This is a genomic window from Ligilactobacillus ruminis ATCC 27782, from assembly GCF_000224985.1.
GTDB classification, from domain to species: Bacteria; Bacillota; Bacilli; order Lactobacillales; family Lactobacillaceae; genus Ligilactobacillus; species Ligilactobacillus ruminis.
Window position 1 is genome coordinate 1148127 of the sequence record NC_015975.1, and the last position, 12226, is coordinate 1160352.

The following is a 12226-nucleotide window of genomic DNA, read 5'->3' on the forward strand; positions in this document are numbered from 1 at the left end:
TAAGCAAGGGATAAAAGGCCATCCTTTTATCCCTTGCCATTAGATAATTTCTTATTTGAAAACTCATTAAGCTTTACAATGTCTTGGTTCATTTCATGGAAACGACCACGCATTCGGCTATTCTTGATATTCAGCAGCAGGTAGAGTTTTGCATACCATTCAACGCGCTCACACAAATCTTCCGTAAGATTTCCCTTTGCGTATTGATTTAACCACTGATACCAGCTATTGCGCGGGACATATTGACACATTAACATACTGATATCCATCGCAGGATCTGCAATAATCGCCGACTCCCAGTCTACGAGATACAGTTTTTCAGAGTCGGACATCAGCCAGTTCTTATGATTCAAATCGCCATGACATACTTCGTAATTCGAGCGTTCAAGTTTAGGTTGACATGCCCTCAACTGATTGGCAACACTCTTCAAAAGCGGATGTCGTCTCAAATCGGAATCCAATCCTCTGAAATAACGATTCAGCAGCTCGTACGGCGTAACTATCTGTCCGCCTATCTGCAGCAACATCTTCTTCAGTAATTCCGAATGATGCACGCGATACAATAATGACGTAACCTCTTCAGAACACATTTCATCTTTTGCAAGGCAACGACCATTCATCCATTCTTGAGCAGTCAGAGTATCTCCCGAGACCATCGTCTTGGTCCAAATCAGTCGCGGAACGATGTGCTCAATCGAAAGCGCTGCTAAAAAGGGAGACGAATTTCGTTTCAAAAAAACACGCTCATCTTTGTTGATGCCCATATAGGCCGTGCCAGTGTCGCCATCAATCGGAAGAACTTGCCAACCATTCTCCAAATTAAGGTTCAACGCAGGCTCTCCTTTTCGAAAATATCGATAACTAGTGGTATTTTACCCAATTAATTCCTATATGTCAAGTTGATGCTAAGCTTCTTTTCAAGATAGTTTCCGGTGACAAAGAAAGTTTCAACAAGCATGATTGCTAATGCCTCTAAAGCCATCAGAGGCTGTCTGGTACCAATCAGACAAAAGATGGCGAAGATGAAGGCGGCAAAAAGCATAACCGTTCTCAAGACCCATCTGAAATCGTTTATCTTTTTCTCAAATCCCTGCGGATAGATATGCATGAAAACAATTTCATCGTAATTGGTTGCCAAAGGTATCAGCTGAAATCCCAGCATGTACAAGAAAACCGCTGCTATCAACAGAGACAAATACGTATCCAGAAATGCTAAAACTACGCTTCCCAAAACAAGCAGCCGTATCAACAAACTGCTGTATTCGCCTGATCTGGCCAAACATCTGACATACAGATATCTGTACGGATTTTCAGGATTCGGTTTTGGCAAAAAAGCATCCAAAAAACGCCTTCTCTTAGCCTTGGCAACCACATACGGCACGTCGCAAAAAAGATTGAAAAAACGATAAAGTTCCATCATCCTGGCGGTTTCTTTTTCAATTGCGAAATTCCATCTGAACATTTTTTGATGAGCGCTTTGCCTGATGTTTTGAATCAAAAAGAAAATTGCACCTAACATCAAACAGAGGCTGAGCGCTGCATTTAAAAAAATCGCAAGCAATAATGCCAAAACCGGCAATAAAACTCTGAAAATCAGTTCAAATAACAACGAAGAAAATTTTTCATCGTAAAATTCCGCAAATTCAGCAAGAAGCACGAACGTCTTGCTTGTAAGCATCAAAAAAATGATCAAACACACGTCTGACTTTGGAACGTTACAGGCAAAGAGCATGAACGGGACGAGCACCAAGCCCCCTACGAAAACAATGGCAGCACCGCTCAGATAAGATGAAAAAAAACTTCTTTTGAGGTATTGTCCCATTTCTGATTCTTTGGCGAGCAAAAAAACCGCATCTGCTTTTTTCAGAAGCGTCTTCGGTTTGCCAATCTGCAGCAAAAAGATGGCAATTAAAACCAACAGCGGTTTGGAATACCAAAGATTGCTCGGATGACTCAAGCTTTTGACATAATCAGAATATGCCAATCCAAGACCGCCCAATGCGAACAAAACCGATAAAACGAAAAAATCATTCAAGACATAACGCAAATACTTGAATATTTGCTTAAAATAGTCACTTTGACGTTTTCTATAGAGTCCATCCATCTTATTCACCTTCCAGGTCGGCCATTCCAAGATAGACATCAGAAAGAGTCGCATCTTCTCGGCCATAGTTTTGTTTTAATTCTTCCAAAGTTCCGGATGCTTGAAGTTTTCCGTGATCGATCATGACGAAACGATCGCAGTATTTTTCCGCCGTGCTCAAAACATGCGTCGACATTAAAACACCGGCGCCTTCTTCCTTGACCTTTTCAATCAGATTCAGCAAATCTCTTGTCGCCAAAGGATCGAGTCCGAGAAAAGGCTCATCGATGATGAAAAGCTTTGCGTCCGTCATGAATGCGCAGACGATCATCACCTTTTGTTTCATTCCCTTCGAAAAATTGGCCGGGAACCAGTCCAATTTGTTTTCCAGCCTAAAGATTTTTAAAAGTTCCGAAGCTTTTTTCATGGCCTTTTTTCGTTCAAGCCCGTATGCCATAATCGTCATTTCAAGATGCTCTTTTAAAGTAAGTTCTTCATAAAGCACGGGTGTTTCCGGAACATATGCAAATTGCTGCTTGTATTTTGCCGGATTGTCCAAAAGGGAACAATCATTGAGCGTAATTTTGCCCTTCTTAGGCTTAAGCAAGCCGATAACGTGCTTAATCGTCGTCGACTTGCCGGCCCCGTTCAATCCGATCAAGCCGACCAGCTCACCCTGGTCGACCGTAAACGACAATTTTTTTAAAACAGGGACGGCAGAATATCCCCCGGTCAGTCCATCAACCGTTAAAATCATATTATCGAATCCTTTCAATATCTAGCTACTCACGATTATATCAAAATTTTAAGCCAATATCCCAATTGGTGGAAAATATTTAACATGTTATAATATGGTTATGTAATCTCGAAAGAAGGTATTTAAATGGACAACTGCATTTTTTGCAAAATCATCAAGGGAGAAATCCCAAGCATTACGGTTTATGAAGACAACAACGTCAAAGCATTTTTGGATATCTCGCAAGCAACCAAGGGACACGTTTTGGTAGTTCCCAAAAAGCATGTCAAAGACATTTTTGAATATGACGAAGAACTTGCAAAAGACGTTTTTGCAAAAATTCCGATGATTGCTCGTGCCGTTAAAGAAAGCGATCCTGAAATCAAAGGCTTAAACATCGTCAACAATAACGGTGAGATCGCATATCAATCCGTTTTCCATTCGCATGTTCACCTGATTCCGCGCTATACGCAAAGAGACGGTTTCAGCATGTCCTTTAAAGACAACTCTGACAGCTACGATAATGAGGATTTGAAGAAGATTGCAGAAAACATCAGGCAGCATTTGGGGTGATCTCAATGAAAAAAACAACCTGCAAATTGATCGGTGCTTGCATTTTGGGAACGATTGCCTTTGCTAAGCGAAAAGAAATTTTAAATTCCGTGGTTAGTCGAACGCAAAAATTCGATGAATTGGTTTCGTCCGTCAATAGCTGGAGTCAAAGCGCCAGCCGCGTAAAACAAAAAACGGACGCTTTCATGAACGCCCTATCCGATTCAGGCGTCGTCTTGTCCGAGTTAACGGAAAGTTTTGAGAAATTTGAAGAAGAGATCAATCCGCTTACAAAAAAGTTGGGTCAAAACATTTCTTCGCTTGATTCCCAAAATTGATTTCCCAATTATTTTTTATGAATTATTAAATTTTCTAAATCGCTTCTTTATTATTACCCATAGTGTGGTATAGTAGTACGTGTTAAGCTTGTTTTACAAGCAATTTTTACGAAATGGATGTGTTATTTAACATGAAGAAATGGTTTGTCGCTGCTGCCAGCGTCTTAATGACTCTCTCGTTAGCAGCCTGTGGTTCTAAGACCGTCGCTACTACGTCTGGCGGTAAGATTACAGAAAGTGAGTACTACAGCAGTTTGAAGAAGACTTCATCCGGCAAGCAAGTGCTCCAGGAAATGATTTTAAACAAAGTCCTGGACAAGGAATACGGCGACAAGGTTACGGACAAAAAAGTTGATGCTGAATACAACAAGTACAAGAAGCAATACGGCTCTTCATTTTCAACCGTTCTTGCACAGAATAATTATACGAAATCTTCATTCAAGAAGAACATTCGCTCTTCGCTGCTTTTGCATGAAGCTCTCGTAGCCAACACAAAGATTACTGACAAGATGCTTAAAACGCAGTGGAAGGAATATGAACCAAAGATTACGGTTGCACATATCCTTGTTGCTAAAAAGTCCGATGCAGAAGCCATCATCAATGAATTAAAGAAGGACGGCTCGTACAAGAATTTTGCAAAACTTGCCAAAGAAAAGTCGACCGACACGGGAACAAAGAGCAACGGCGGCAAGCTGTCCGCATTTGACAATACGGATACCTCGCTTGATTCAACGTTCAAGAAAGCTGCTTTCAAGCTTAAGCAAGGCACGTTTACAACGGAACCGGTCAAGACGTCTTATGGCTATCACATCATTTATTCCGTGAAGAACCCTGGAAAGGGCAAGATGTCCGATCACAAGAAGGAACTTAAAGATCAAATCATCAATGCCAAGGCAAGCGATTCTTCGTACATGCAAAAGATTTTGTCAAAAGAGTTCAAGAATGGTAATGTTTCCATCAAGGACAACGACTTGAAAGACGTCTTGTCCGACTATGTTTCATCATCATCTTCTTCAAGCTCAAAATAAGCATGATTTAAAAGGGTCTGGGAAAAAGTCCCGTTTCTTGCTTGAATTAAACGAAAAGCCGAACGAAGGCGGTCGAGTTGTGACTGACTTCGTCCGGCTTTTTTAAATGCAGTGCTTGCTAAATCAGCGCGCCAAGCTCCCAATCAAATGTATCGCCACACTATTTTTGGTTATTTCCATCATGGAAGGCAATCGTCCTGTATGCGAAAAAGCCGGATCAGATTTCCAATTGATTGCAAATCATCCGGTTTTTCGATTTGAGACAAAGTTTTTTCCCAGCCTCTTTCCGGCTGGACATAATTAAAGAGAGCTTATCATCTAAATCACCCACGATAATCAAACGTCCATCTGATCGTAAAATAAGGCATGTTAACCAACTGGTAATCTTGCGGCAAGGATTTGAAAAATTCATGGATTGCTGCTTCTCGCGCCGTGCCAAAGCCCATGCTTTCAAGTTCTCTCATTTTCTTAAGCGGCATTACCGTATCAAAATTCAGTGCCTCGTCGTCCTCAGAGCTGAACACATAATCAAAAAATACGATGAAAAGCGTCCTTTTATCCAATTGTTTCAAAGCATTCAGTTCATCGTTATTATCTTTAATGCTACCCGTCAAAACTCCGTATGCCCAGGTATCATCCTTCAAAGCCTTCTTTTGCTCCTCGTTTTCCGCACCATACCATTTATTCCCTTGGATTAACCCACGTTCCAAAAAATCATAATCGACAATCCAAGCCGGGTAATCATCTTCTTGTTTATTTAGCATTCGAAGCCTGTCATTTGTCTCATCAATCAGCTTTCTAACCTTGTCATCCATGGGAACCCCTTCTTTCGCCTATATCTTTAAGCATATCTTAAACCTTTTAACTTCAGCTATCAATTCTTTGGCTTAAATTATTTTGCCATATGTTAAAATAAAGATAACAAAATTAAATTTGGAGGATTTTCATGTCGGCTATTAAAATTATCGCAATTGACATCGATGCAACATTATTGAATTCGAATCATCAATTAACGGATACCGTTAAAAACGCAATTAAAAGTGCTTCCAAAAAAGGCATCAAAGTTGTTTTAACAAGCGGTCGCCCAATCTCAGGAATTCGACCTTTTCTTAAACAGCTTGATTTGGATGACAGAAACGATCAATACGTCATCTCTTTTGGGGGAGGCGTAGTCGAAACGACTTCAGGCAGGATTATCTCCGCACGATCGCTTTCATATGATGATTACCTTGACTTGCAAAACATTGCGACAAAACTTGGACTGCATTTTCATGTCGAATCATCAGAAAGGCTTTTTACGTCCGATCGAGATCTTGGAAAATACACGATTGTTGAGGGCTATCTGGTCAATATTCCAGTTTGTTTCCGTTTGCCGGACGAATTACGCGACGAAACGCTGATCAAAGCAATGTACATTGACGATCCAGAAAGAATTGAAGAAGCTGTTAAACACGAAGAACTCTTCAATCAACTTAGTGACCGGATCACCTTTACGAGAAGCACTCCGATGTATTATGAAGCGAACCCGAAAGGCACGGACAAGGGCAGCGCTTTACAGATTCTGATTGACAAGCTTGGACTGACACAGGCAAACGTCATGGCAATTGGAGATCAAGGCAACGATTTGTCCATGGTCAAATTTGCCGGAACCGGTATTGCAATGGGAAATGCCATCGATGAACTGAAAGAATGCGCACAACACGTGACATCCGATTGCGATCATGACGGAGTCGCAGAAGCAATTGAAAAATGGGCGCTTTAAAATTTTTAAAGGTCGAAAAAAGTCCCGTTTTCCTCTTGAATTAATTGAAATGCCAAACAAAGGAAGTCGCAAGTCGACTGATTTTGTCCGGCATTTTTTCAATTTTGACACATAACGAATCGCTCTGACCATGACCCCATATCTCAGTCAAATTTAACGGAAGACTATCTTGGAATGTTTCCGTCATACCAGGCGATTGTCACACATACGCATAAATTATGCTCGAAATGTTAAAAGAACAACCCAGCATCAAGATTTCAACATTTGCAAACAAGTTCAACGTAACCCCCAAAACCGTGCGCAATGATTTAAAGATGCTCGAAGAAAAAGGATTGGTGATCAGGACTTTCTGACTTGCCAGCCTGAACCCTTCCACAAGAAAAAAAGCACTGAACATTTTTTGGTTTTTGAAAAATAATATTAATCTTATCAATGCAGGATTGATTCTTATTACTAGCCTTTTGCTTATGATTTTATGCTAACTGGAGGAACGCTCAAAGCTATTGTTTACTATCGGAGTCATAACCATGGGAATTGCAGTGGCCTTGCTTATTATCGCAATCACGCTGTCGCTTACGAGTAATATTTTCGTTGAACAGAGCATGGGCGGAGAAACTGCCACCATCGTGGCAAGTTCTGTCAAGTCCTTGCGAACTTATTTATGGTTCAATATTTTTTGTTATGCATCGTTGGTTTCTCCTCAATTCTGATCAGTGCAAAGGACGATGAATTCATGCATAAATAAGTTAAGCGGATGCATTGCATCCAAGCGCTTGAATATTATCTAAAGTTTGAATAGTTTTTTGAGCAACCATTCCCCCTTTCAAGTCAAACGGGAGTGGTTGTCTTGTTTTATCTTAGCATACTATCTTTACTAAAATTTGCGATTCTTTACTGAATTCTGTTATAATATATTTATCTATTAATAGCGAGAGGTTTGATAGAAATGGCAACAATCAAAGATATTGCGGAGCGCGCACAAGTTTCCCCCGCAACCGTTTCAAGAGTTCTTAACTATGATGAAACCATGTCCGTCAGTATTGAAACGCGCAACCGGATTTTTCAAGTAGCAGAAGAACTAAATTACGTTAAATACAAATCAAAAAATAAGAAGAAGAATTCTAAATCATCCGAGCCAACGCATACGATTGCGGTTATCCAATGGTATACCGAACAAGAAGAGATCAATGACCTTTATTATTATGCAATTCGCATCGGAATTGAAAAAAAAGCACATCTCATGGGATGCGACGTGACTCGCATCTATCAGGACGATCCGTTGGATAAGGCCGGTAGTGCGGACGGAGTTATTGCAATCGGCAAGTTTTCAGAAGAGCAAATTGAGGATATCATCAAAACAAACGATAACGTCATCTTTGTTGACAGCGATACGTTAAAATACGGATGCAGCTGCGTTCTTTCCGATTTTGCAGGCTCCGTTGATTCCGTCATTGATCATTTTCTTTCACACGGACAACGTAAAATCGGAATGCTTGTGGGCGAAGAACATACCTCGGATCAAAAAGATTCATTAATCGATCCGCGTTTCAAACAGTTTAAGCATCGTTTATCAGAACTTAATCTATACAATCCCCAATACGTTTTTATCGGAAAATTTCTCCCGGAATCAGGGTATGAAATGATGAACCAGGCTATTGAAGAACTTGGCGAAAATTTGCCTCAAGCCTTTTTTGCAGCTAATGATGCTATTGCTTTGGGTGCCTTGCGATCGTTAAACGAGCACAAAATCAGCGTCCCTGACAGAGTCAGCCTTATTTCATTTAATGATACTTCACTTGCAAAATATGCCTTTCCTTCGCTTTCAGCAGTAAAAGTCTTTACGGAAGAAATGGGTGCGGTCGCTGCCAGGATGTTGGTCGATGGACTGAACGAAGAAATCAGCGTTCCGCAGATGACAACGCTGGCTACCTGCTTGATTGAACGCGGTTCAAGCATAAATTAAATCCAAATTAAAAAAGGTCATCTAAAATTACGATGGCCTTTTAATGTGTTCTTTTTGAATGTCGAAAAACTCAAAATTGAAATTCTGAATTTTTACTTATTCGATGCCTTTTTCAAATTTTTCAATAACGGTTCATCATCCGTTTGAAGAATGAGTCCTGGATAAACCCGGGCGCACCATACGATTGCAAGGATGACGGTCGCCAAAAACAGTGTTAACGAAACACCGATTCCAATCGTTCCAACGGTACCATTAATAATTCTGAGGGGCATAAAAAACGCTGAAACGCCGGGAATATAGGATAAAGCGACAACAATAACGCTTTCGGGCTTTCCTTGAAATGCCATTGAAGCTATAAAGCCTGCAATAATCAGGTACATAACTGGCTGAACAGCCTTATTTGAATCCTCGATCCGAACAACCAAAGCCCCGCAAAGCGCGGCTAAAACCGTACAAAGGATGATCATCAACAATACGTAGACCAAGTTGATTGAGATAAGATGTTTAAATATGATATTGATCATTTCATATGCCGTTTTAAACAAGGCTTCATCCCCCCAAAGTCTTGGAGCCAAAGCGTATATCACTCCGCCGCCGATTGCATAGATTGAGATATGCAAAACAATAACAATCGTCAATCCAAGCATTTTGCCATAAAAATAGTTCTTTGCGGGCATGCTTGAAAATAAAACTTCCATTATCTTCGTCCCCTTTTCGGAACCGATTTCTTGTGCGGTCGTTGTTGAATAGGTTATCAAAATAAAATACATCACAAATAGCAAAATCATGTAGGCAGTTTTATTCGCAAACTTTTCCTGCTGCTTTTTATCAATCTGATTTTGTTTTGATGCCGAATTTTTAATTTCAACAAAATTTGGCTGAACCTGAAGCTTATGAAGCTGATCGTTATTCAATTGCGCCGCAACGATATTTTGCGATGACTGAAGTCTTGAGAGGACGTTCATGATTCCGGCCTTTGACGTTTCGTCAATCGATCCCTTGCCATGATATCTTGCCTCGTATCTTCCTTTTTTTAATGACACGCTGACGTATCCTGCAATTTTATCTTTATTAAGGGCCTTCTTTGCTTTATCAAGACTTTCATATCTGATGGTGACGTTCGTTTGACTTTCGAATTGTTTTTGAAGATTCTTGCTTGTCGCAACAACGGCAATTTCAGTAACGTCTTTTACCATATCTTCTGCATTATCGGAACTGACTTTGCCTAACAAAAGTCCAAGACCTATGGCGAGAAACGGTGCCAGCACCATGATAAGAAAACTCCATGACTTGACTTGTCGCTTAAAAGTTTCCAAAAATACCAAAACGATCTTATTCATTTTTTTCACCGGCCTTCTCTTTAAAAATCTCATCAAGCGTCGGTGGCTCATGGTCAAACGTTCTGACATATGATCCCTTTGAAATAAAATTAAATATTTCAGACCCGTATTTTTCATCCTCAATTCTCAATTCAACGCCGCCGTCTTTGCGTCTGTCTGCTGAAAGGACGTGCGGCACCGCACGCAGCTCTTCTGTCGAAAGCGCGCATCTGACAATAATTCTTGTCAGGCCGTAACTGTCGCGGACCTGCTGAATCGGTCCGTTCAAAACGATTCTTCCGTCATTGATCATGACGACGTCATCGCATAACTCAGAAACGTTGCTCATGGAATGATCTGAAAAAATAATCGTTGCACCCCGCCTTTGCTCATCAAAGATAACTTTTTTCAAAATATCCGTATTCAACGGATCCAGTCCGCTAAAAGGTTCATCCAAAATAATAAAGTCAGGCTTATGAATCAAAGTCGCAATCAGCTGCACCTTTTGCTGATTTCCTTTTGATAAGCTTTTAATTTTGTCATTTGGTTTTCCGACGACGCCAAGCCGATCCATCCACTTAGGGAACTCATCTTTGATGCTTTGATTGGACATTCCCTTGAGTCTGGCCAAAAAACGCACTTGCTCATAGACAGTTAATTTTGGCATCAGACTGCGTTCCTCCGGAAGATATCCGATTCGATTATAAGTGTTTTCGTTAATCTCTTTGCCGTCAAGTCTGATAAGACCGTCATACTTAATAAAGTTTAAAATACAGTGAAACGTCGTGGTTTTTCCCGAACCATTTTTCCCTATCAAGCCAACTATTCGACCATTTTCCGCATTAAAAGTCACGTCTTTTAAAACATGTTTTTGTCCTAGCTGTTTATCTGCGAAATGCTTGTTTAAATTTGTGATTTCTAATGACATGATTTTCCTCCTTTCTTATTAAAATACAATTTATCATACAAAAAAATAATCATCAATAAAAATGTTATCATGTATATGATTCATAACTAAAAATATGTAATTGATACATATTGCTTGCTAAACAAAAAATCTCGCAGTGAAAACAAAAACACTTGCGAGATTTTGATAATAGTTAATGTTATTTTTTGGTAATATATCCTTGTGCTTTTAAAAGCTCAGCACACTCAATTGCGCCACCAGCAGCACCACGGGCAGTATTATGAGACAATCCGATGAATTTCCAATCATACACCTTATCTTTGCGCAGACGTCCGATTGAAACTCCCATTCCCTTTTCAAAGTTTACGTCCAATTTGACTTGAGGACGATCGTCTTCCGTCATATACTGGATAAATTGCTTAGGAGCGCTTGGAAGTCCCAATTCTTGCGGAACTCCTTTATATTCAAGCAATGATTGCACCAATTCTTCTTTCGAAGGATTTTGTCTGAACTTAACGAAAGCAGCGGCCGTATGCCCGTAAAGAATAGGAACACGGACACATTGCGTCGTAATTACCGGACTTTCCGCCGGAACGATTGCCTTTTTTGCATCATCGACATGTCCCCAAATTCTGAGCGGCTCTTTTTCTGACTTTTCTTCTTCGCCCGAAATAAACGGGATGATGTTTCCTTCCATTTCAGGCCAATCAGCAAACGTCTTTCCGGCACCGGAAATTGCCTGATATGTCGTTGCAATCACTTCGTAAGGTTCAAACTTCAGCCACGCAGACAATGCTGGAGCATAACTTTGAATCGAACAGTTGGGCTTTACAGCGATAAAACCCTTCTTTGTGCCTAAGCGTTCACGTTGGTACTTGATAACGGCCGTATGGTCAGGATTAATTTCCGGGACAATCATCGGAACGTCTGGCGTCCAACGATGAGCGCTGTTATTCGAAACAACCGGAGTTTCGGTCTTTGCGTATTCTTCTTCAATTTCTTTTATTTCATCTTTTGACATGCTTACGGCAGAAAATACGAAATCTACTTCCGAAGCAACCTTTTCAACTTCATTTGCATTCAGCACAACAAGGTCTCGAACTTTTTCAGGAATCGGTTTATCCATGCGCCAACGTCCCTTGACTGCTTCGGCATAAGTTTTGCCCGCACTTCTCGGACTCGCTGCTACGCAAGTCACGTCAAACCACGGATGATCTTCCAACAAAGAAATATAACGTTGTCCTACCATCCCTGTAGCCCCGATGACACCTACTCTTAACTTTTCACTCATAATCATACCCCGTTTCACATTTTCAGAGTGTCTTTTACATAATGATAGTTGAATAATGGCTGAAATACAAGTATTTGACGAATTTTTTCGATATTTTCCGACAAATGCAAACATCAAGCATCAATTGTGATTGCCCTTAAAATCCATGTCCGCAACTCACATCGGAACTTCAAAGTCTTTGACGTCCCACTTGACCGAATTTGTTTTTGAAGCATCAACTTTTCATTCCAAACATTCGAACTGTTCA

At 40.5% G+C, this 12226-nt stretch carries 14 protein-coding genes; 7 read left to right on the forward strand and 7 right to left on the reverse strand.

Going from position 1 to position 12226, the window contains the following annotated elements; genetic code table 11:
* Positions 1-26 precede the first annotated feature (26 nt).
* Genes LRC_RS05775 through LRC_RS05785 form a run of 3 tightly spaced genes read right to left on the reverse strand, consistent with a single transcriptional unit; the run spans position 27 to position 2840 of the window.
* A complete protein-coding gene (locus LRC_RS05775; RefSeq protein ID WP_014073561.1) occupies positions 27-830 on the reverse strand; it encodes a phosphotransferase family protein in 804 nt (267 codons plus the stop codon).
* Between the two features lie 50 nt (positions 831-880).
* Positions 881-2104 (reverse strand): ABC transporter permease, encoded by a 1224-nt coding sequence (locus LRC_RS05780; protein WP_014073562.1) that lies wholly within the window; start codon positions 2102-2104, stop codon positions 881-883.
* Position 2105: 1 nt separating this feature from the next.
* A complete protein-coding gene (locus LRC_RS05785) occupies positions 2106-2840 on the reverse strand; it encodes an ABC transporter ATP-binding protein (RefSeq protein ID WP_003698038.1) in 735 nt (244 codons plus the stop codon).
* A 126-nt stretch (positions 2841-2966) separates the two neighbouring features.
* On the opposite strand from LRC_RS05785, the gene LRC_RS05790 reads away from it, so the two are divergent.
* The 3 genes from LRC_RS05790 (at position 2967) to LRC_RS05800 (ending at position 4737) form a co-directional block, all read left to right on the forward strand.
* On the forward strand, positions 2967-3392 hold the full coding sequence (locus LRC_RS05790; protein WP_014073563.1) for an HIT family protein: 426 nt from the start codon (positions 2967-2969) through the stop codon (positions 3390-3392).
* A gap of 5 nt (positions 3393-3397) precedes the next feature.
* Complete coding sequence (locus tag LRC_RS05795) at positions 3398-3709, forward strand: hypothetical protein (RefSeq protein WP_014073564.1); 312 nt, start codon at positions 3398-3400, stop codon at positions 3707-3709.
* A 131-nt stretch (positions 3710-3840) separates the two neighbouring features.
* Entirely contained in the window at positions 3841-4737 is an 897-nt protein-coding gene (locus LRC_RS05800; RefSeq protein ID WP_014073565.1) for a peptidylprolyl isomerase PrsA, read from the forward strand.
* A gap of 323 nt (positions 4738-5060) precedes the next feature.
* On the opposite strand, the gene LRC_RS05810 is transcribed toward LRC_RS05800, so the two are convergent.
* Positions 5061-5552, reverse strand: coding sequence for a hypothetical protein (locus LRC_RS05810; RefSeq protein ID WP_041819998.1), 492 nt, complete (start codon positions 5550-5552; stop codon positions 5061-5063).
* A 131-nt stretch (positions 5553-5683) separates the two neighbouring features.
* Between LRC_RS05810 and yidA the strand changes: the two genes are divergently transcribed.
* The 4 genes from yidA (at position 5684) to LRC_RS05825 (ending at position 8462) form a co-directional block, all read left to right on the forward strand.
* Positions 5684-6499: a sugar-phosphatase gene (gene yidA / locus LRC_RS05815; protein ID WP_014073566.1), complete on the forward strand. Its 816-nt coding sequence runs from the start codon at positions 5684-5686 to the stop codon at positions 6497-6499.
* Positions 6500-6717: 218 nt separating this feature from the next.
* Positions 6718-6852, forward strand: a complete 135-nt coding sequence (locus LRC_RS10600) for a DeoR family transcriptional regulator (protein WP_080876829.1) — start codon at positions 6718-6720, stop codon at positions 6850-6852.
* A 174-nt stretch (positions 6853-7026) separates the two neighbouring features.
* Positions 7027-7209, forward strand: a complete 183-nt coding sequence (locus LRC_RS10605; RefSeq protein ID WP_080876828.1) for a hypothetical protein — start codon at positions 7027-7029, stop codon at positions 7207-7209.
* Positions 7210-7445: 236 nt separating this feature from the next.
* On the forward strand, positions 7446-8462 hold the full coding sequence (locus LRC_RS05825; RefSeq protein ID WP_014073567.1) for a LacI family DNA-binding transcriptional regulator: 1017 nt from the start codon (positions 7446-7448) through the stop codon (positions 8460-8462).
* A 92-nt stretch (positions 8463-8554) separates the two neighbouring features.
* Here LRC_RS05825 and LRC_RS05830 read toward each other — a convergent pair whose 3' ends face one another.
* The 3 genes from LRC_RS05830 to asd form a co-directional block, all read right to left on the reverse strand.
* A complete protein-coding gene (locus tag LRC_RS05830) occupies positions 8555-9802 on the reverse strand; it encodes an ABC transporter permease (RefSeq protein ID WP_041820000.1) in 1248 nt (415 codons plus the stop codon).
* Entirely contained in the window at positions 9795-10709 is a 915-nt protein-coding gene (locus LRC_RS05835) for an ABC transporter ATP-binding protein (RefSeq protein ID WP_014073569.1), read from the reverse strand. Before LRC_RS05835 ends, LRC_RS05830 begins: the two co-directional genes overlap by 8 nt.
* A gap of 178 nt (positions 10710-10887) precedes the next feature.
* Entirely contained in the window at positions 10888-11979 is a 1092-nt protein-coding gene (gene asd / locus LRC_RS05840) for an aspartate-semialdehyde dehydrogenase (RefSeq protein WP_014073570.1), read from the reverse strand.
* Between the last annotated feature and the right edge of the window lie 247 nt (positions 11980-12226).

What these genes read in the sequence shown, in the direction of transcription:
- LRC_RS05780 (WP_014073562.1), bottom strand. Translation starts at nt 2,104, where the DNA reads ATGGATGGACTCTATAGAAAACGTCAAAGTGACTATTTTAAGCAAATA.
- LRC_RS05785 (WP_003698038.1), bottom strand. Translation starts at nt 2,840, where the DNA reads ATGATTTTAACGGTTGATGGACTGACCGGGGGATATTCTGCCGTCCCT.
- LRC_RS05790 (WP_014073563.1), top strand. Translation starts at nt 2,967, where the DNA reads ATGGACAACTGCATTTTTTGCAAAATCATCAAGGGAGAAATCCCAAGC.
- LRC_RS05795 (WP_014073564.1), top strand. Translation starts at nt 3,398, where the DNA reads ATGAAAAAAACAACCTGCAAATTGATCGGTGCTTGCATTTTGGGAACG.
- LRC_RS05800 (WP_014073565.1), top strand. Translation starts at nt 3,841, where the DNA reads ATGAAGAAATGGTTTGTCGCTGCTGCCAGCGTCTTAATGACTCTCTCG.
- LRC_RS05810 (WP_041819998.1), bottom strand. Translation starts at nt 5,552, where the DNA reads ATGGATGACAAGGTTAGAAAGCTGATTGATGAGACAAATGACAGGCTT.
- yidA (WP_014073566.1), top strand. Translation starts at nt 5,684, where the DNA reads ATGTCGGCTATTAAAATTATCGCAATTGACATCGATGCAACATTATTG.
- LRC_RS10600 (WP_080876829.1), top strand. Translation starts at nt 6,718, where the DNA reads ATGCTCGAAATGTTAAAAGAACAACCCAGCATCAAGATTTCAACATTT.
- LRC_RS10605 (WP_080876828.1), top strand. Translation starts at nt 7,027, where the DNA reads ATGGGAATTGCAGTGGCCTTGCTTATTATCGCAATCACGCTGTCGCTT.
- LRC_RS05825 (WP_014073567.1), top strand. Translation starts at nt 7,446, where the DNA reads ATGGCAACAATCAAAGATATTGCGGAGCGCGCACAAGTTTCCCCCGCA.
- LRC_RS05830 (WP_041820000.1), bottom strand. Translation starts at nt 9,802, where the DNA reads ATGAATAAGATCGTTTTGGTATTTTTGGAAACTTTTAAGCGACAAGTC.
- LRC_RS05835 (WP_014073569.1), bottom strand. Translation starts at nt 10,709, where the DNA reads ATGTCATTAGAAATCACAAATTTAAACAAGCATTTCGCAGATAAACAG.
- asd (WP_014073570.1), bottom strand. Translation starts at nt 11,979, where the DNA reads ATGAGTGAAAAGTTAAGAGTAGGTGTCATCGGGGCTACAGGGATGGTA.